We start from the raw sequence: 18,075 nt of genomic DNA, 5'->3' as shown, positions 1-18,075 counted from the left end.
TTTCGATGATTTTTATTGAAATAAAGTGTCATTTAGACGATTTGAAACCGCGCTCAGCCGCGCGGCGGATAGCTTCGAGCTTATCCGGGCGTTCGCTATTAGGCACCACGCCCTCACCGGTCCAACCATCCACCAGGTTATTAAAGCCATACAGTGTTTGCTTGCCACCGAAAGGGATCAGCGGAACTTCGGTTTCATCACCGGGTTCAAAACGGATTGCAGTTGTTGAAGAGATATTCAGTCTTTTTCCGTAAGCCGCAGCACGGTCAAACTCCAGAGCGCGGTTAACTTCAAAAAAGTGGAAATGTGAGCCAATTTGGATTGGCCGGTCACCAGTGTTACGGACCTTCACTTTAGTAACAGGCTTATTCTCATTAAAGGTGATCGGCGTATCAGCTAAAATGCAGCCACCGAGCGGGGTATTTTGTTCTGAATAAGCGGTACTTGATTTCGTTCCTCTGTTCGTCTTTGTGCTCGTTGCCTTTGCGGTACTTGCCTTTGTGGTATTTGTTTTTGTGCTCATGCTTTAATCCTCTGCAATGTTCAGTTCAGGTTTTACTCGCATGCTGCCGTCATTCATTTAATGGGGTCGTGCACCGTGACCAAACGGCTACCGTCGGTGAAAATTGCTTCAACCTGAACATTTGGAATCAAATCAGCCACGCCGTCCATCACATCGTCTTTTGTGAGAACTTTACTGGCTTCTTTCATCACATCTTCTACAGATTTGCCATCTCTGGCCCCTTCCATTGCAGTCACTGTGATAATAGAAACGGCCTCCGGATAATTGAGTTTCAAGCCACGCGCTTTGCGTTTGAACGCCACATCAGACAGCGTGTAGATCATGAGCTTTTCAACTTCTCTTGGGGTGAGCTGCATAAGCCCTCCTGTATCGTGTTAAAAAAGTGAAAGTGAGAAAAACAACCAACTGAAGACGACCAATAACCGCAGTGGCACAGTTGAGAATCACAACTGTGTTAGTCGGGTTATCCCGTCAGATTTATTTGTATGATGATTTGTTCGGATAGGTGTTTTTTACCGCTTTTAGTTATCTCAATCAATAGTAAAAGAGTGTTCATTAATAATTTTTTACTAAAACAGAAAAGAATAACTGCCTTTATCCATAGTGAAAGATACAGAGGAAAATCGATTAATCGTTTGCGTTCTATAGCTAATGTCATAGCTACTAAATCCCTGTATTCAACACCTAGTTTCGGTCTATTTTTTTGTAGCAGAGATGTCTATAAATCAATATTTTGCTATAAAAAAATCATCTCTAACCAATATAGACCAAAACCTGAAAAATTCATTACTAATTGAAAATTTAATAAAAATTGACGTGTAAAACACAAAGAAAAAAAATAACCGTATAAAATCAATATGATATATTAAATTTTCTATTAGTTTATATTTGTCGCGAATGAAGTTTTCATGGAATTTAAATAGAGGGTTTATGCTAAAAAAATATTTAGGATAAAAAGCAAGCAGGATAAATCACAAGGAATATCAACCTTGTAAAATGATGTATAAAAACACACCCCAACATTAGAAATACTCTGGAATTAAGTTTACACTCATTACAAATGAATATTTACCGGCACATCATCTCAATGATAAAACCTTATCCATCCGCTATGTTAACAGTTACTCCTCCTATCTGGCAGATAACAGTTTTAACTATTTAAAAATAACATGACCCTAGTCAAGATATTTTTAATTTTATGTCTATAAAAACTACTTATTCAGTCAACCATTATTACTTTATTGTAGATTTTTTATTTACCTCCCATTAATGATCACCGAATTCAGCCTGTTTTTATCATGGACAAACCGAGATGAGGATTTAGCTCTGGCCGCGAATAAGGCGGTTTTTCATGCTCTCTTTCAGGTATCCATATACGTGAGCAGACTTTCTCCAATAGGGATTTATTGTGGCTGAAAACAATTAATCCTAACGGGCGGCGGGCGGCCTCCTCCAATAAAACTAGCCAAATTTGTGCTTGAACATGGGCATCTAATTGCGCGGTGACTTCATCGGCAATCAAATAACGGGTTCGGGGATCCAAAGCTCTCAACAGGGCAATGCGGGCTAATTCCCCGCCAGATAATTCATCAGGCCGCCGTTTTAGCCAAACCGGATTAACCACCATTCGCTCAAGCCACTGTGCATCAGGCCGCCAGGCATCATGCAAACTCTCACCTGTTGTCCGATAAGGATTGAAGCTTTGTTCAGGATGCTGAGGTACTAATTGAACAGGGCAATAACCCTTTTTAGCCAGTGGCGCGCCATTGATTAAAATTTGCCCTGATATTGCCGATTGCCATTGTGCCAACACCCGCCCCAAGGTGGTTTTACCAAAACCACTGGGTGCTGAAATCCCCAATCGCTCTCCCGGTTTCAACGAAAATGAGACCGAATCCCACAGCCGTTTTCCCCCTTGATCAATAGTCAGGTGGTCGACACTAAACATATTCTGCCACCTCCACTGGCGATATCGGCTGGCTGACAAATTGCTGCTCCGGCAATGCCGCCCATAGTGATTGCAACCACGGGCTACCGCCGTTATTTTTCAGCTCATCGGCACTCAATGTTTCGTGCAATTCACCTTTATGTAACACCGCAATTTTATCGGCAAACCGCGCTGCCAGCGCCAAATCATGAGTGACCCATAAAATCCCCCGCCCTTGCTGGCAAAAAGCGCGCAAATGGGTCAGTAGTTGGCAGGCGTGCTCATCATCCAACCATGAAGTCACTTCATCAGCCAGAATATAGCGAGCATGGGTCAGGGTTGCACAACTGGTCAGTACCCGTTTTGCCATGCCGCCAGAAAGTTGGCGCGGAAAGTCATGTATCAACCCCGGTGCGAGATTATAGGTTTGTAGTTGCATCGCGACATCTTCCAGCCGCAGTTTTACGCCACTGAGTTGTGCTGCACGGGTCATTTGCGACCCCACTTTTATCAGGGGGTTCAAAGCACTAACCCCTTGAGGGACATAACATAATGTTTTGCCGCGCCGCTCAATTTTGTCTTGCGCGCACAAAACGTCGCCATCCAGAATAATCTCGCCACGGCAACGCATGTTTTCTGGCAACAACCCCAGCGCACTTTGCAAGAGCAGACTTTTACCCTCACCACTGCCGCCGACAAGCGCGACTAACTCCCCAGGGTTCACCTCCAAAGAAATATTACTCAGTAAAGGGTGCCAGCTTTTTCGACCAAGCCAACGATAATGAGCAACATCAATGGCAAATTTTGAAAATCTCAACATCAGGCTATCCTCACCCAGAGTTGTTGCAGTGATCGGGCAAACTGGTCAAATATCAATACCAACCCGACCAAAATCAGACCTGGGAAAAATGCTAGCCACCATGCACCACGGCTCAAATAACGAAGTGCATCGGCCAATAAAATCCCCAACGACGGCTCATGAGGTGACAACCCAAACCCCAAGAAACTGAGTGCCGCGCTGTGTAACACTGCATGGGGGAACATCAGCAGCGTGCCAACAATCCACTGTGGCAGTAATAACGGTAGCAGATGATGACGCCAACGGTAGAAATTACTGTTACCTAAACGATGTGAAAGCATTACATAGTCAGTTTCACGAATACGCAAAATCTCGGCGCGCAAAATCAAGGCCAGTTTCGGCCAGTGGGTTAATGCCACCGCCAAAATAACGCCGTGCTTCCCTCCCCCTAAAGTGAAGCAAATCAGCACCAATAACAGTAAATGCGGCAGGGCCAACATACTGTCAACCAACCCACGAATCAGATAATCCAATGTTTTATTTATTGAACATAAACTGGCAGTAATCATCGCCAACAAGCCACTGGCAAAGGCAGCAATCAAGCCAATTTGCAGGCTAGTGGTCATTCCCTGAAAACAGCGCAGCCACAGGTCACGGCCTAAGCTGTCAGTTCCAAACCAATAGGCCAATGACGGCGGTTGGCGGCGGGCCATTAAATCCATTGGGATTTCAATAGGGTATATCGCCCAGCCATAGATAATTAAAATGGTTAATAGCGCTAATGAAACAAAAAGCCGAAATAAAGCTCGATTTGGGTTATAAGTCATAATTGCCGCGCAGCCCCTCTATTCAAGCGGTGTAACAGCACATTGGCAATACTGTTCCCACAAAAGACCAAGATGGCGCAAAACATGACAATCCCCATCAATAACGGAATATCGCCGTGTAACCCGGCATCAATGGTCGCCTGCCCTAACCCTGGGTAGGCAAAGACTTTTTCTGCTAATAAAGAACCGCCCAATAATTCACCTACCGAGGCAAATTGCAGACACAGCGCCGGGGTAATGGCATGGCGCAAAATATGGAAATTGACTAAGGGCCAGCCTTTATCCCCTTGCGCTTGTGCATAGCGGATAAATTCACTGTTCATCACTTCGGCCACTTTGGCGCGGGTATGTAGCGCAATATTACCAACCCCCAACAATCCTAAGGCCAACATCGGCAGAATTAGATGGTGCAGTTTGTCACTCCAACTGGCGGTTTCCGCGTTACTCCCAGGGGTCCATGCACAGCAAATGGGCGCCCAATTCAGTTTTACTGCAAATAATGACAACAGTAATAAACCAATCCAAAAAGTGGGTAATGACGCTAATAAATAGGACAAACTAGAAATCACACGATCCGGCCAGCGGTTAAGGTAGCGCCCCGCCGTCAGCCCCATCAATAGCCCGACAATGCCAGAGAATAACCAAGCCGAGAATAGCAATGCAAACGAGGTAGCAAAACGCTCGCCGATGACTTGTGAAACCGGCGCGTTGTACAACATCGAATAACCAAAATCCCCTTGTAATACTTGAGTAAACCAGTGCAGGAAACGCTGCCACAAAGGTAAATCCAGCCCCCAACGTGCAGCAATCAGTGGATACTGCTCCGGTGGAACATGCAGCAAATCACTACCAATATAGGCGCGGATTGGGTCAACTGGGGAGAAACTCAGTAACGTAAAGGTGCCGACTGCCGTAACCAGCAGCAGGCAAGCTAAACGCAGAGTAAATAGCGAAAACCCTTTCATTACTGACAAGTCCATTTCCAGCTATCAAGGCTATTGAGCAGCGACCACGAGCCGTGGATTTCCGGCGCTCCCTTACCTAAATCGACACATTTATTCGCCAGATAAGTATGCTGAATATTCAGTAACCATGCCCATGCCGCATCGCCACGAATACCGGTACCGGTCGTCCCATCCCAATCCACTTGTTGCCAGAACGGCACGGCTTGCTGCCAGGTTGGGGCATCCAGCGCTTGTTGCAGATGTTTATCCACTACCGGGTTCTGATAGTAGCCAGGATTATAATATTCCACACCCGCCGCTTTGCTGCTGTAATGATGATAAAGCTCCATCGGGTCGAGGCTTCCCCAACCAAACAGGGTAGGATTGGCATGCATATTCCGCTCTACGGTTTCCCAACTACCGGATTTCAAATCAACCTCAATACCGATAGGTTTGAGCATGGAACGTATCGCCTGCGCTAAGTCGCGGCGAGTGGTGTCCCCGCTGGTATACCAAAGTGTGATTTTGGCCGGGACGCCATTTTTCTCTCTGATACCCGCACTGTTTAGCGTCCAGCCAGCTTGCTCCAATATCTGTTTGGCTGTTTCAATATCACCATCTTTGATGGCAGAATCCGGATTATTCCATGGCAAACCCTGCACGCCGGTATAGGCGGGGATTGCATGACCCTCCATGATTTGGTCGGCCAACAGTTGGCGGTTGATGGTATAGTTAATGGCACGGCGAATCGCGACATCCGCAGTGACATCATTCCCAATCGGGTAACCCTGTGCATCCTTTTTACCTGCCGGAAGGGTCGGGAATACGATGCCGCGGTTTTCTACACTTGGCCTGACCCATAACTTCATATTATTAACCGGGCCAACCGCCATGGATGGAGGAATACGGACGACACCTAACTGCCCACTTTGGGCTGCTGCAAAAGCACTGTCTTCATCAAGGAAAACAAAAATTAGCTTATCGAAATCATTTTTATTACCCGAATAGTAAGGGTTCGCTTCGACAATCATTTGTTGGCCCGGCTGGAAGCTCACTAGGCGGTAGGGGCCAGCACCAATAGGCTTTTGTGCATAGGTTTTTGCGTCGTATTTATCCGCTGAAACAATACCCAGTGAACCCAAAACATTCACAAAAGTGCTTTGTGGCGCTTTCAGTTGAATACGAACATTAACAGGGTCAATTTCTTCTGCGCCAAGGAAGTTACCCATATCAACTTTGCCGCCGCTGGCCGCCGCATTGTTGTAAGTAAACACCACATCTTTGGCTGTCAGAGGTGAACCGTCGGAGAATTTGAGGTCAGGTTTAAGTGTCAGAGTCCAGGTTTTGCCGTCATTGCTGGTTTTATAGTCATTCAGCAAAAAACTATTCCAGCTGAGATCTTCATTTTGTTTGAGTAAAGGGCTATGCAGCAGCAGATAACTCCCATGGCTCCAGCCGAGCATGGGGTCAAAACCTTCGGTCGGCTCATCACCGATAGCCAATTGTAGTGTGTGAGTTGTGGCACTCACTGGAACAGAAAAAGCACTTAATAAAGCGGCTGTCAGCAAGGTATTTCGGAGCCATAGACGTTTAGACATGAATCATCCTTTGATAAATTAGCTAGCGAATATAGGGCATTGCCTGTCAGACAAAGATTCAACAAGTAATTAAGCGTAGCACTAAACATTAATATGGGTAATACACACCACAATTAGCATTAATGACTAATTTTCACCTTATTTATTGGTGCATTAAAGTATTTATGTGACAAATATCAGGTTTAGATGAGGGAAATCAAAAAAAACCAAGGCAGAAATAAAATGCATTATAAATAAAATTGATCTACATCTATAAAAGTCACAAAAAACAGTGAGATCAAAAGGGTAGGAATAATCTTTCTCCTGCGAATTAGCAACAACATTTGCCTATTAGTCACCCCAAACCAAGAGACTCGACCTATTAGTTAGGCTACTTACTAGTTAGGGGGGTAATCGAAGTGATGAATGACATCTCAATTCCTTTGGCTATCGTCATTTATTCAAAATAATCAGCAAGAGCACGAAATAATAAAATTAGCCCCGGCGACACACGATTATCCACTAATTGAAAGTTATCATAGCCGGAATGAGAAGAGAGTGATTAAGTAGACATTCTTGAGTATAGAAATGTCTTTAGTGCCTAATCTGAAAGCAATTATCTTTTATTCCCCTCCACTCAATTGAACAAAAAATAACCATCAAATTGCTCAAAAAGAATTCTAACGGTCAACTGAATACAAAAGACTGACTCTGGAGGTATGAATATTTGAAAGACAGGAAAAGTCCCCAATTTCGCTCGGATTAATCTGTTAGTAATAAATATTAACATAATGAAACTATTTAATAGTGACTTATATTAAAAATATTAATATAGCGCGAATATATTGGGTTTAGGGCTATTGATAGAAAAGTTTACTGTGGAGTTTGATATGTCATTTCGTAAAAATAATCACTAAATGGCAGTTCATAAATAGCATGGGTACTTTCCAATAGTGGAGGTAAAACTCTCGACTCGCAGTGTATCGAGTCTTCGGTGGGATATTCGCGCTGACAATAACCCCGAGGGCTATCAATAAAACCCATTTTTGGAGTTCGTTTGAGCACCAGAACTTTCCCTTCATTAACATTCGCCTGAGGCTCAATGAAAAAGAAGCTGAATTGTGATACCAACGCAGTGATGATAATTGCCACCACGACCACCCACAGATAAACAGAGCGCATACTGAATTACCGAAATGAACTAAACCGCGACTACTCTACCAGCTACTCCATAATAAGTGCCAAGAATAATAGTGATAATGACAGCGATTCACAAGAAAGAGAGGCAAATTCAAAGATGGCAACCACAGCTAGCTGTATCACCGATTTTATCAGCCAAATCATTCAAAGATAGCCCCTCATCGCTCCATCCCGTCACCCCGCCGATCATCTCTTTAACCCTATAACCATATTGGCTAAGTTTGACCGCCGCACGGTGAACACCGTTGCAATGTGGCCCGGCGCAATAAATGACAAATAAAGTTTCTATTGGATAATGAGAAAGCAAAGTTGCATCCATTAATCGGTGGGGAATATTGATAGCGCCCGGCACATGTGCCGATGCAAATGCGGCCTCATTGCGCACATCGACCAAAACAAAGTCCACTGTCCCCTGTTGCTGGCTGGTGTATACATCCGAGCAATCAGTTTCAAATACCAAACGCTGAGAAAAGTGCTGCAATGCCCGGTCAGGAGAGGCCGGGGGAGTCTGGCTCACTAAGCTGCTCATATGATGTCTCCATTAAATATTTTGAAGCATCACTTTATGAAATAATATAAGCCAATTACAGTGGCAGAAATGACAATAAACCACTGAGATCCGCCAATGAATCATTTAGCTTCCCATGGTGTGAAACAAGATCCCGGTCTGGTCGCGACCTTGGCTTATGATGGACTGTGCTTGTTTGAGTTCGGTATTGCGCAGGAAATATTCGGTCTGGCTCGCCCAGAATTTGATTTCCCTTGGTATCAGCATCAAGTGGTTGGTGTCGATAAACATATTTCCACGGCCAATGGTCGTTTACACATTCAAGTTGATGCCGGGATAGCCTTGCTGGAACAGGCTAAAACCATTGTGATCCCCGGCTGGCGCAGCCCTGACGCCCATCCTTCACCGGCGCTAATTGATGCATTACAGCAAGCGTTCGCACGCGGCGCACGTATTATTTCTATCTGTTCCGGTGTTTTTGTGCTGGCAGCGGCGGGGTTATTACGCGATAAAAGCGCCACTACACATTGGCGCTACACCGACTATCTGGCGCAGCATTATCCCGATATTCGTGTCGATGCGAATGTACTGTATGTCGATGAAGGACAAATTATTACCTCGGCAGGTAGCAGCGCCGGTATCGACGCCTGCTTACATCTGATCACCCGTGACTTTGGTACCCAAATCGCCAATCAGGTGGCTCGGCGGTTAGTGATGGCCCCGCAACGCCGGGGGGGACAACAGCAATTTATTCCCACGCCGGTCGTCAAAGAAACTCACCGCGATATGGCGAAATTGATGGAGAAAGTACGCGAAAGTCTGGATGAAAATTGGTCAATTAATCAGATGGCGGCACAGTTGGCGCTCAGTGAAAGAACCTTTTTACGGCATTTTTATCTGGCAACCGGCCAAACCCCTAAAGTTTGGTTACAACACGAGAGAATGCATAGAGCGAAGGAATTATTGGAAAGGGATCAAATCAATATTGCAGGTATCGCCGAACATTGTGGATTTCAGACTATTGAAGGTTTTAGAAATGCATTTCGCCAAATAGTGGGGATCACACCCGCAGTATATCGGCGGCAGTTTAAATATTCGGAATAATAAAAAAGCCACATTCAACTAAGAACGTGGCTTTCTATTACAGCGAAACGTGTATTACAGCAGTGTAAATTACAGTGCGATTACGTTTACAGCTGAAGGGCCTTTCTGGCCTTGCTCGATGCTGAACTCTACGTTCTGGCCTTCATCAAGAGTTTTGTAATCAGTACCTTGGATTGCAGAGAAATGTACGAATACATCTTTGCTGCCGTCTGCTGGAGAAATAAAACCAAAACCTTTACCTGCATCAAACCATTTTACTAAACCAGTCATTTTAGTAGACATAGAGATATTTCCTTCATTATTTTGTGCCAATACGTGGCAATTGAGGTCTGTTTATCAAGAGTTACTTATGGGGGCACTAAAGAAGGAAATTCGTCGGAGAAGTGATGTCTAAAAATATCGCTTTAACTAGGAACTGCTTTACTTAAATGGCTTACATAAATAGGTCTGTACCACAAACCGATGAAAGTATTAACGCATGCTAAGACATTAATAGCAAGGCTTATTTATTTCATGGATTAATGAAAGATTAAAAAAAATTGTGATAAAACATCACAGTTATGTTGCTAATACCTGCAATGAAAGACACATTCTAGCGGGTGAGGTTATGCTCAGATTTCGCTATACTGCCACTGAAAATCGGAAGCCGTCATAAAGGAAAAGCAATGATAATGCGTGAGATTGAAACCAAGTTTCTTAATGCAATGAGTGAGTTGCAGTCAACTTTTGAAAAGCAACATCAGACATGGCAGGCAAGTTACAACGCGCTGCAACATGAGCTGGAGCAGTCAAAAGCGCGGGAAACAGCATTGCGTGCTAAAAATGACATGCTACTGAGAAAGCTTAACACCGCGAATACCTTGCCCGAGCAACATTCTCTGGTCAGGCAGATCAAAATGCTGGGTGCTCACCTGGATGCGCTAGCGAAAGATGCCGCCGCGTTTAACCACCATCTGAATAATCAGCAGAAAAATAGTGATAATTTCAGTGGCAATAATCAGTAATCATTTCGTTGATTTATCGAGGACGGCGATTTAACAGCCAGATAATTTTACGTTGTCAATTTCACCTTTTATGGCGCAAAGAAACACTACATGACGTGGATAATTATTGCTGTTTTAATCGTGGTTTTTATTGTGGGTTATCGTGTAATGACCTCAGATACTCGCAAAGCCGTGGATACGCTGGCTAATTTACTGAAGATAAAACCAATTTATATTGAATCAATGCTGCAAGAAATGGGGCAGCGTCAAACACAAATGTTTATTCGCTCCACCAGCAATGGTTATGCCGAAGATGTCAGAAAGGCGGCTTATCTGGTCTTTATCTACCAAACCTTTATCAAAGACCCTTCCGACGAAAATGTGATGCAATGGCGAAATACGCTGGTTCGCTCGCATATCTCCCCCATGCTAACAGCCGAACATACTGAAGCGGCTTTGTTCTATTTTGCTGAGTTGGATTTGGATGCCTTTGAATTAGCGCAATTTCGCCGCAATTATAATCTGCAATTTAACCAAGAAGCCGACGCCGTGCTGCATTAATGATGGCATTACGGCGCGCTGAAATAGAGTGCGGCAAGGATAGGAAAAATTTACGGGAACATACTGTTCAGGTAGCGCAATAACATTTCTCTTGAGCTAAAACCGTGGGCAATACCGTAGCGATCTTCGGTTTCCCCAGCAAGATAAAGCGGAAACTCGGGATACTTCTCACTGATACGAAGTGTTGCCGTGGGTGTGGCAAACAACAAACTTTTCTCTTTTTTCGCTGGGTGGATAATTAATGCTGTCCTGCCCATGCGGGCTTCTCGGTTGACATAAACGTAATGCTCCGCTTTCCGATAACCGTAAGCCTGATCAACCGTATAATCCCGCATAAAGCCAGCACTCTCCAGGACTCTAGCCACTTCATCTGGCCGCAAATACATGTGTTTCCCCTTTTTTTAACTACTATTGAGCGACCTTACCGTAATAAATAAGGGAAACCACGTCTTTATTGGCTCAAACCGACTATTTCAGAATAGTCTACACGCCATCCAGCCGGATGGCGTTATCTCGGCGCTGTTGTTGCTGTAATAACCGCAGTATGAGCAATACTCCGAAAGCCACAATCAATGCCGCCCCCCAAATCAGTAACAAACCGACGATTTCTATCAGGAAAGAAACCACAGTCACTTTCAAACCACCATGACGGTCAATACTATTGCTGAATAACAGCCGGATCCCGACAAATGCGACACTGAACAACGTCAGAGAGAATGCAGCACCGCCCCCTTGCTATTGATTGACGCCTACTATTTTATTACCCCCAATGAGTCACTGAATCTGGGCGGCGAAATGGGAAAAATTGCATCAACAAACCGTGCAGCAAATCATAACCTATCTGTATCGGCAGCATATTTTGCCTTGATGTTAGATGACCGAATCGGTGAGAAACAGCGCACAGGCGAGTGATACACCACACAGTGTGATCACACTGAAAATTAGTTCGAACAGATAGCGATTGATCATGATGATTAGCCTATAAAAAAAGACACCCGGTATTAACCGGGTGTCTAAAGTTGGCTCGACTGTGCGGGGCAATATCGCCCGCCTTCCGGCGTTATTATGCAGCTGGCGCAGTTACTGATTTTTTAGCGGCTTTATGGTGTTTTTTAGCGGCTTGTGCTTTTTGAGCTGGTGCTTTTTTCTCGTGTTTCTTAGCTGCTTGTGCTTTTTGCTCGGTAGTTTGTTTAGTTGCTTTGTGTTTTTTGTGATGAGTTGCTTTAGCTGGTGCAGCTTTTTCTGCAACTGGAGCAGCAGCAGTAGTGCTGGTTGCAGCTGGTGCTGCTGTAGCGGCCGCAGTTGTTTCGGCAGCGAAAGCAACAGAAGACAGACCCATGGTTGCAGCAACGATCAGCGCTAATACTTTTTTCATTTTAAAATCCTCAGAGTTTGTTTCGCTAAGCCCCCGGTGGGGCCGTTGGAAGAATCATAGAGGAATGGATTTTTTCTTTCCGTGAGTGATTGGTTTCGCTGAGTAACCAAATGTACAAAGCATGTTCTTACTGTTTATTGCCTATTCGGATGACTCCTGAAGCTGAGTACCGATGCTGTGATGGTCTATGCTTAATGTTCATCAAACAGAACGGAGAGTCAAATGTTCAGGAAATCAGAAAAAGTGGAAAGAGATCTCGATCAGGACGTTACCCTTCTGGCGGATACTCTCGACGATGTTTTGCGCTCATCAAGTGACAAAACAAAAGAGGAACTTACTAAGGTGCGCCACAATGCTGAAGGGGTCTTACGCGATGCCCGAGCGCGTTTCAGCGGCTCGACCAGTTTGAAGCAACATGCGCGTGATGTTGCCGGTAATGCTGATAGTTATGTACATAATAAACCTTGGCAAGGTGTCGGTATTGGTGCTGCTATAGGCCTGGTACTGGGTGTGCTGCTGACTCGCCGCTGATATCTTTTTGCTGGCCGATAAACCCACAGCCCACCACCCTCATTGCTGTGTCTACGGTGGTTTTGCTGTTTGTTTATCGGTGGCCCGGGTGATATTCACGGCGGGCTAGGTTTTTATGACGCCGATATCTTATGCTCCCGCTAAAATCACTTTCGCCAAGTTAGCGACCTGTTTGTCGACCTCAGCTTCAGAAATAAAATTGGTAAACCCCATCAGCAGTGCATTATCCACCCGGCTGTTTCTTTCCAATGCCCAGTCTGACACGGCTTCAATCGCCAACCCTTGGCGCTGTGCGCGCGCAGCAACCATGCTGTCGGAAAAACGCCGATCCAGCCGAGCCAACAATTGAATTCCGCCCGCCTGTTGTTCAACATCTATAACCCCCGCCAATTGGCGCATTAGACTAGCTGCCAGCATTTCACGGCGCTCAGCATACAAATGGCGCATACGTTTAAGATGGCGGTAAAAGTGCCCCTGATGAATAAACTCCGCCACACTGGCCTGTATCAGTGGCGGGCTGGCACAGCTGCGCAATTGGCAGCGGTGATTAAAAACAGCCACCTGCTCAGGTGGCACCACTAGGTAGGCCAGCCTTAGCGCAGGAAACATCACCTTACTGAATGTACCGGCGTAAAGCACTCTCCCGTGTCTATCCAGGCTTTTCAATGGAGGAAGTGGCCGCCCCTGATAGCGAAACTCACTGTCATAGTCATCCTCAACTATCCAAGATTGCTGTTGCTCTGCCCACTCCAGCAGAGCAATACGCCGCGCTAAACTGAGCGCCACACCCAGTGGGCTTTGATGCGCCGGAGTGATGATAGCGAAGCGTGCATTTGGGCAATCATTGATTGCGGCCATCACATCCATGCCATCACTGTCGACATTGACCGGGTGCGGAAGAAGCCCAGCCTCGCGGATCAATTGCTGAGTGGCGGGATATCCGGGGTTCTCCAGCCAACCGCGATCGCCCGGTTTCAATACCGTATTGACCACAAGATCCAGCAATGACTGATAACCCGAACAAATAAATACCTGTTCAGCTTGGCAGCTAAATCCTCGAGATAACTGCAAATAATGGGCGATTGCCTCACGTAAAGCCGGTAATCCGGCCGCGGGAGGGTGTCCGAGAGAGGTGGCGGTCAGGTTATGCAACTGTTTGCTCATCAGCCGCCCCCATTGCGCCCGTGGGAAAGCATCCAGCGCCGGTAGCCCCAGTTGGAAGGGCCGCGCCATCATACGGTCGGCGGATAAAGAATGATTAACCACAATCGGTTGCTCGCATTGTTCAACCATATTTAGGGGAAGTAGAGGAGCATCGAGTAATTGAGCGGAAACATAAGTCCCCCCCTGCCCACGGCTTTGTAAAAAGCCTTCGGCAATTAATTGTGCATAGGCATTTTCCACTGTTCCCCGCGCCACGCCCACCTCGCTGGCCAGCACTCTCACTGAGGGCAAGCGCGTATCTGGCAGCAGTGTGCCCTGAACTATTGCATCTTTAATCCGCTGATAAATCTGACGATATACGGGTTCTTTATGTTGGCGATCCAGCTTAAACAGATGTGAAAATGCTTTCATCATGGCCCACTAAAATAAGTCATTTATGGCCCTATAGTATAGGCCATAGTATTGCTAGAGTAGCATCCATTGCAGAGCCAACATCACAGGTAAATATCATGGTTGAACAACGTCTTTATTTTTCCGAACTCTCGCCAGTCACCTACAAAGCGCTGGTCAGCGCCTCTATGTCACTCGATAAAAGTTCGTTGCCAAAAACGCTGATTGAATTGATTTTTATGCGAGTATCACAAATTAATGGCTGTGCATTTTGCCTGGATATGCATGGCAAGTTCTTGCGCGATCATGGTTTCGACAACGCCAAAATGGATGTCATCGCTGGCTGGCGGCTCAGTAATCTGTTTAGTGAAACTGAGCGCGCGGCATTGGATTGGGCGGAAGCAGTGACTCACATCACCACCAGCGGCACACCTGACAGCACATTTAATGCTTTAAAAGCGCATTTTTCTGATGCCCAAATTTCTGACTTAACTTTCGCTATCAGCATTATGAATGCTTTTAATCGATTAGCCGTTAGCCTGCGCCAGTAAAACGTCCGTGTTAGTAAATAGTCATTCCCACCAAAATCCTGCGCTATAAATATTTTTATCCTGCTGACTATCATCAAACTCTACCGCCAGCCCCGTGCTGGCGGTCTTGTCTCTGAGTTCCCCCTACCCCTGATCAAATTACTACATATAGTGTGGTTGAATTAAATAAACACTAGATATAGTATTTAATTTATCACCTGCGAGAATGAAATCGAGGTTGATAATCGGGGCAGGTAGTCGAGAGATACTAATAGTCTGCTAATTTTGCCTTTTCTCAAGATCGAACAGGAATACGAATCATGATCATTATTATTTACAGTAAACCCGATTGTGTCCAGTGCAATGCCACTTATCGTGCATTGGATAAACAAGGAATTACTTATCAAGTTGTTGATTTAACTGAAGATCAACAAGCTTTAGACCATGTGAAATCTTTGGGTTATCAACAGGTTCCCGTGATTGTCGCAGGTGATGAGCATTGGTCTGGCTTCCGCCCAGACAAAATAAATGCATTGGTTCAGGCGGTCGGTGCCTGATGAGGGCAACACAATGAATCCGTTGGTGTATTTTTCCAGCTCGTCGGAGAACACCCACCGTTTTGTCGGAAAGTTGGCACTCCCGGCAATACGCATTCCCATTGCGGGGGCGCGGGAAAAGTTACGGGTGGAGCAGCCCTATATCTTGTTGGTACCCAGTTATGGCGGTGGCAGCCCGGTCGGGGCGGTGCCTATTCAGGTCATTAGATTTCTGAATGATCCCCATAACCGCTCATTAATTCGCGGTGTTATTGCTGCGGGTAACACTAATTTTGGCGACGCCTATTGCCTGGCGGGGAAAATTATCTCCCAAAAATGTCAGGTTCCTTATCTGTATCGTTTTGAACTACTGGGTACAGCAGAAGATGTGGCAAACGTTCGCAAGGGAGTAACTGAATTTTGGCAACGACAAAACTGAAAATCACCCATCCATCCAACAGTGACCTGGACTATCACTCACTGAATGCGATGTTGAACCTCTATGATGCCGACGGGCGTATCCAGTTTGATAAAGACCGCCTGGCTGCACGGCAATATTTCTTGCAACACGTTAATCAAAACACCGTGTTCTTCCATAATTTACAGGAAAAACTCGATTATCTGGTTGAAGAAAGCTATTACGAGAAAGAGGTGCTGGAGAGGTATGATTTCAGCTTTATCAAGAGCTTATTCCAACAAGCTTACAGTAAAAAATTTCGCTTCCCAACCTTCCTTGGCGCGTTTAAATACTACACCAGCTATACCCTGAAAACTTTTGATGGCAAACGCTATCTGGAGCGCTATGAAGACCGTGTTTGTATGGTTGCCCTAACATTAGCCGCCGGTCATCAACAAGTTGCACGAGATTTAGTCGAAGAAATCATCTCTGGCCGCTTCCAACCGGCCACCCCCACTTTCCTCAATTGCGGCAAGAAACAGCGCGGTGAATTAGTTTCCTGCTTCTTGTTGCGCATTGAAGACAATATGGAGTCCATTGGCCGCTCCATTAACTCGGCGCTGCAATTATCTAAGCGCGGCGGCGGTGTCGCTTTCCTGCTGACCAATATTCGCGAAGTGGGTGCGCCGATTAAACGCATTGAAAATCAATCATCTGGCGTCATTCCCATTATGAAAATGCTGGAAGATGCTTTTTCCTATGCCAATCAATTAGGGGCTCGCCAAGGTGCCGGGGCGGTCTATCTCCATGCCCATCACCCTGATATTTTGCGTTTTCTTGATACCAAACGCGAAAATGCCGATGAAAAAATACGCATTAAAACTTTGTCATTGGGAGTGGTTATACCGGATATCACTTTTGAGTTGGCGAAGAATAATGAAGAAATGTACCTGTTCTCTCCTTATGACGTAGAACAGATTTACGGCGTCCCTATGTCGGAAATCAGTGTCAGCGAAAAATACCGCGAGATGGTTGATGACAAGCGTATCCGAAAAAGCAAAATCAAAGCGCGTGAGTTTTTCCAAATTCTGGCAGAGATCCAATTTGAGTCCGGTTATCCTTATATGATGTTTGAGGACACCGTGAACCGCGCCAATCCGATCAAAGGCCGGATCAATATGAGTAACTTGTGTTCAGAGATTTTGCAGGTTAATTCACCAACTGAATACAATGACGACCTTAGTTATCGCCATATTGGTAAGGATATCTCCTGTAATCTTGGTTCGCTGAATATTGCCCACACCATGGATTCACCAGACTTTGGTAAATCGATTGAAACCGCCATTCGCGGGCTAACGGCGGTCTCTGATATGAGTAATATCCGCTCAGTGCCATCAATTGAAAAAGGTAATCAGGAATCCCATGCCATTGGCCTGGGGCAAATGAACTTGCACGGCTATCTAGCGCGCGAACGTATTTTTTATGGCTCAGAAGAAGCATTAGACTTCACCAATATCTACTTCTATACCGTGGCCTACCACGCCATTCGCGCCTCCAACCAGTTGGCGATAGAACGCGGCAGCTACTTTAAAGGTTTCGACGAGTCGGCTTATGCTTCGGGCCACTATTTTACTAAATATATAGAACAAAGCTGGCAGCCTAAAACAGCCAAAGTGCGCGCACTGTTTGCCGACGCAGGAATTTCCGTTCCAAATCAACAGGATTGGGCAGATTTGCGCCAGTCAGTGATGGTGCACGGAATTTATAACCAAAACTTACAAGCAGTGCCCCCGACGGGATCTATTTCGTATATCAATCACTCGACATCCAGCATCCACCCGATTGTCTCCCCAATTGAGATCCGCAAAGAGGGCAAGATTGGCCGCGTGTATTATCCCGCACCTTATATGACTAACGATAATCTTGAATATTATCAGGATGCTTATCAGATAGGGCCGGAGAAAATTATCGATACCTATGCTGAAGCTACCCAGCATGTTGATCAAGGGCTGTCACTGACCCTGTTCTTCCGCGATACCGCCACGACCCGCGATATCAATAAAGCGCAGATATATGCTTGGAAGAAAGGGATTAAAACCATTTATTACATCCGACTGCGTCAGATGGCGCTCGAGGGCACGGAAGTTGAAGGTTGTGTTTCCTGCTCATTGTAATAAATAAAATGGCTAATAAGGAAGT

At 45.5% G+C, this 18,075-nt stretch carries 21 protein-coding genes and 1 pseudogene; 8 read left to right on the top strand and 14 right to left on the bottom strand.

What is annotated here, in order from left to right; translation table 11 throughout:
- Positions 1-28: 28 nt before the first annotated feature.
- The 9 genes from ureB to OVO64_RS17915 form a co-directional block, all read right to left on the bottom strand.
- Positions 29-523 (bottom strand): urease subunit beta, encoded by a 495-nt coding sequence (gene ureB / locus OVO64_RS17955; protein WP_038635694.1) that lies wholly within the window; start codon positions 521-523, stop codon positions 29-31.
- A 53-nt stretch (positions 524-576) separates the two neighbouring features.
- Positions 577-879, bottom strand: a complete 303-nt coding sequence (locus OVO64_RS17950; RefSeq protein WP_002215288.1) for an urease subunit gamma — start codon at positions 877-879, stop codon at positions 577-579.
- A 926-nt stretch (positions 880-1,805) separates the two neighbouring features.
- Positions 1,806-2,471: an ATP-binding cassette domain-containing protein gene (locus tag OVO64_RS17945; RefSeq protein WP_038635700.1), complete on the bottom strand. Its 666-nt coding sequence runs from the start codon at positions 2,469-2,471 to the stop codon at positions 1,806-1,808.
- A complete protein-coding gene (locus OVO64_RS17940; RefSeq protein ID WP_120011134.1) occupies positions 2,464-3,270 on the bottom strand; it encodes an ATP-binding cassette domain-containing protein in 807 nt (268 codons plus the stop codon). Before OVO64_RS17940 ends, OVO64_RS17945 begins: the two co-directional genes overlap by 8 nt.
- Positions 3,270-4,076: an ABC transporter permease gene (locus tag OVO64_RS17935; RefSeq protein ID WP_145541353.1), complete on the bottom strand. Its 807-nt coding sequence runs from the start codon at positions 4,074-4,076 to the stop codon at positions 3,270-3,272. The genes OVO64_RS17940 and OVO64_RS17935 overlap by 1 nt, the downstream gene beginning before the upstream one ends.
- Positions 4,073-5,041: an ABC transporter permease gene (locus OVO64_RS17930; RefSeq protein ID WP_072089037.1), complete on the bottom strand. Its 969-nt coding sequence runs from the start codon at positions 5,039-5,041 to the stop codon at positions 4,073-4,075. Before OVO64_RS17930 ends, OVO64_RS17935 begins: the two co-directional genes overlap by 4 nt.
- Entirely contained in the window at positions 5,041-6,618 is a 1,578-nt protein-coding gene (locus tag OVO64_RS17925; RefSeq protein ID WP_038635709.1) for an ABC transporter substrate-binding protein, read from the bottom strand. Before OVO64_RS17925 ends, OVO64_RS17930 begins: the two co-directional genes overlap by 1 nt.
- 852 nt (positions 6,619-7,470) lie before the next feature.
- Positions 7,471-7,779: a hypothetical protein gene (locus OVO64_RS17920; RefSeq protein ID WP_038635712.1), complete on the bottom strand. Its 309-nt coding sequence runs from the start codon at positions 7,777-7,779 to the stop codon at positions 7,471-7,473.
- Between the two features lie 109 nt (positions 7,780-7,888).
- A complete protein-coding gene (locus OVO64_RS17915) occupies positions 7,889-8,326 on the bottom strand; it encodes a rhodanese-like domain-containing protein (protein WP_267248922.1) in 438 nt (145 codons plus the stop codon).
- 96 nt (positions 8,327-8,422) lie between these two features.
- Here OVO64_RS17915 and ftrA point away from each other — a divergent pair, with 96 nt between their 5' ends.
- A complete protein-coding gene (gene ftrA / locus OVO64_RS17910; RefSeq protein WP_038635718.1) occupies positions 8,423-9,409 on the top strand; it encodes a transcriptional regulator FtrA in 987 nt (328 codons plus the stop codon).
- A gap of 69 nt (positions 9,410-9,478) precedes the next feature.
- Here the strand turns inward: ftrA and OVO64_RS17905 are convergent, their stop codons facing one another.
- Positions 9,479-9,691 carry a cold shock domain-containing protein gene (locus OVO64_RS17905; protein ID WP_038635721.1) on the bottom strand — a complete coding sequence of 71 codons (213 nt, stop codon included), beginning with the start codon at positions 9,689-9,691 and terminating at the stop codon, positions 9,479-9,481.
- Between the two features lie 383 nt (positions 9,692-10,074).
- Here OVO64_RS17905 and OVO64_RS17900 point away from each other — a divergent pair, with 383 nt between their 5' ends.
- Positions 10,075-10,413 carry an MbeD/MobD family mobilization/exclusion protein gene (locus tag OVO64_RS17900; RefSeq protein ID WP_038635724.1) on the top strand — a complete coding sequence of 113 codons (339 nt, stop codon included), beginning with the start codon at positions 10,075-10,077 and terminating at the stop codon, positions 10,411-10,413.
- A 90-nt stretch (positions 10,414-10,503) separates the two neighbouring features.
- The gene (locus OVO64_RS17895) at positions 10,504-10,953 is read left to right on the top strand and encodes a DUF1198 domain-containing protein (protein ID WP_004390382.1); all 450 of its coding nucleotides are present in this window, start codon (positions 10,504-10,506) and stop codon (positions 10,951-10,953) included.
- A gap of 50 nt (positions 10,954-11,003) precedes the next feature.
- Here the strand turns inward: OVO64_RS17895 and OVO64_RS17890 are convergent, their stop codons facing one another.
- The 3 genes and pseudogenes from OVO64_RS17890 to asr form a co-directional block, all read right to left on the bottom strand.
- Complete coding sequence (locus OVO64_RS17890) at positions 11,004-11,339, bottom strand: DUF2002 family protein (protein ID WP_038635727.1); 336 nt, start codon at positions 11,337-11,339, stop codon at positions 11,004-11,006.
- Between the two features lie 97 nt (positions 11,340-11,436).
- Positions 11,437-11,679 (bottom strand): annotated as a pseudogene (locus tag OVO64_RS17885) (hypothetical protein); the annotation flags it as partial.
- A 337-nt stretch (positions 11,680-12,016) separates the two neighbouring features.
- On the bottom strand, positions 12,017-12,328 hold the full coding sequence (gene asr / locus OVO64_RS17880; RefSeq protein WP_038635732.1) for an acid resistance repetitive basic protein Asr: 312 nt from the start codon (positions 12,326-12,328) through the stop codon (positions 12,017-12,019).
- A gap of 222 nt (positions 12,329-12,550) precedes the next feature.
- Between asr and OVO64_RS17875 the strand changes: the two genes are divergently transcribed.
- Positions 12,551-12,859 (top strand): DUF883 family protein, encoded by a 309-nt coding sequence (locus OVO64_RS17875; RefSeq protein WP_038635735.1) that lies wholly within the window; start codon positions 12,551-12,553, stop codon positions 12,857-12,859.
- Positions 12,860-12,988: 129 nt separating this feature from the next.
- Here OVO64_RS17875 and OVO64_RS17870 read toward each other — a convergent pair whose 3' ends face one another.
- On the bottom strand, positions 12,989-14,437 hold the full coding sequence (locus tag OVO64_RS17870) for a PLP-dependent aminotransferase family protein (protein ID WP_038635737.1): 1,449 nt from the start codon (positions 14,435-14,437) through the stop codon (positions 12,989-12,991).
- A 95-nt stretch (positions 14,438-14,532) separates the two neighbouring features.
- Here OVO64_RS17870 and OVO64_RS17865 point away from each other — a divergent pair, with 95 nt between their 5' ends.
- From OVO64_RS17865 to nrdE, 4 genes are all read left to right on the top strand, one after another.
- On the top strand, positions 14,533-14,964 hold the full coding sequence (locus OVO64_RS17865) for a carboxymuconolactone decarboxylase family protein (RefSeq protein WP_038635740.1): 432 nt from the start codon (positions 14,533-14,535) through the stop codon (positions 14,962-14,964).
- Positions 14,965-15,263: 299 nt separating this feature from the next.
- The gene (locus OVO64_RS17860) at positions 15,264-15,500 is read left to right on the top strand and encodes a redoxin NrdH (RefSeq protein WP_038635744.1); all 237 of its coding nucleotides are present in this window, start codon (positions 15,264-15,266) and stop codon (positions 15,498-15,500) included.
- Between the two features lie 13 nt (positions 15,501-15,513).
- Positions 15,514-15,918 carry a class Ib ribonucleoside-diphosphate reductase assembly flavoprotein NrdI gene (gene nrdI, locus OVO64_RS17855; protein ID WP_038635747.1) on the top strand — a complete coding sequence of 135 codons (405 nt, stop codon included), beginning with the start codon at positions 15,514-15,516 and terminating at the stop codon, positions 15,916-15,918.
- Positions 15,900-18,050 carry a class 1b ribonucleoside-diphosphate reductase subunit alpha gene (nrdE, locus tag OVO64_RS17850; protein WP_038635750.1) on the top strand — a complete coding sequence of 717 codons (2,151 nt, stop codon included), beginning with the start codon at positions 15,900-15,902 and terminating at the stop codon, positions 18,048-18,050. The genes nrdI and nrdE overlap by 19 nt, the downstream gene beginning before the upstream one ends.
- Positions 18,051-18,075 lie beyond the last annotated feature (25 nt).

It is taken from the genome of Yersinia sp. Marseille-Q5920, assembly GCF_946902935.1.
Taxonomy (GTDB): Bacteria; Pseudomonadota; Gammaproteobacteria; order Enterobacterales; family Enterobacteriaceae; genus Yersinia; species Yersinia rochesterensis.
Note: the sequence above shows the minus strand (reverse complement) of the source record. Positions and strands in the feature narration are given on the sequence as shown.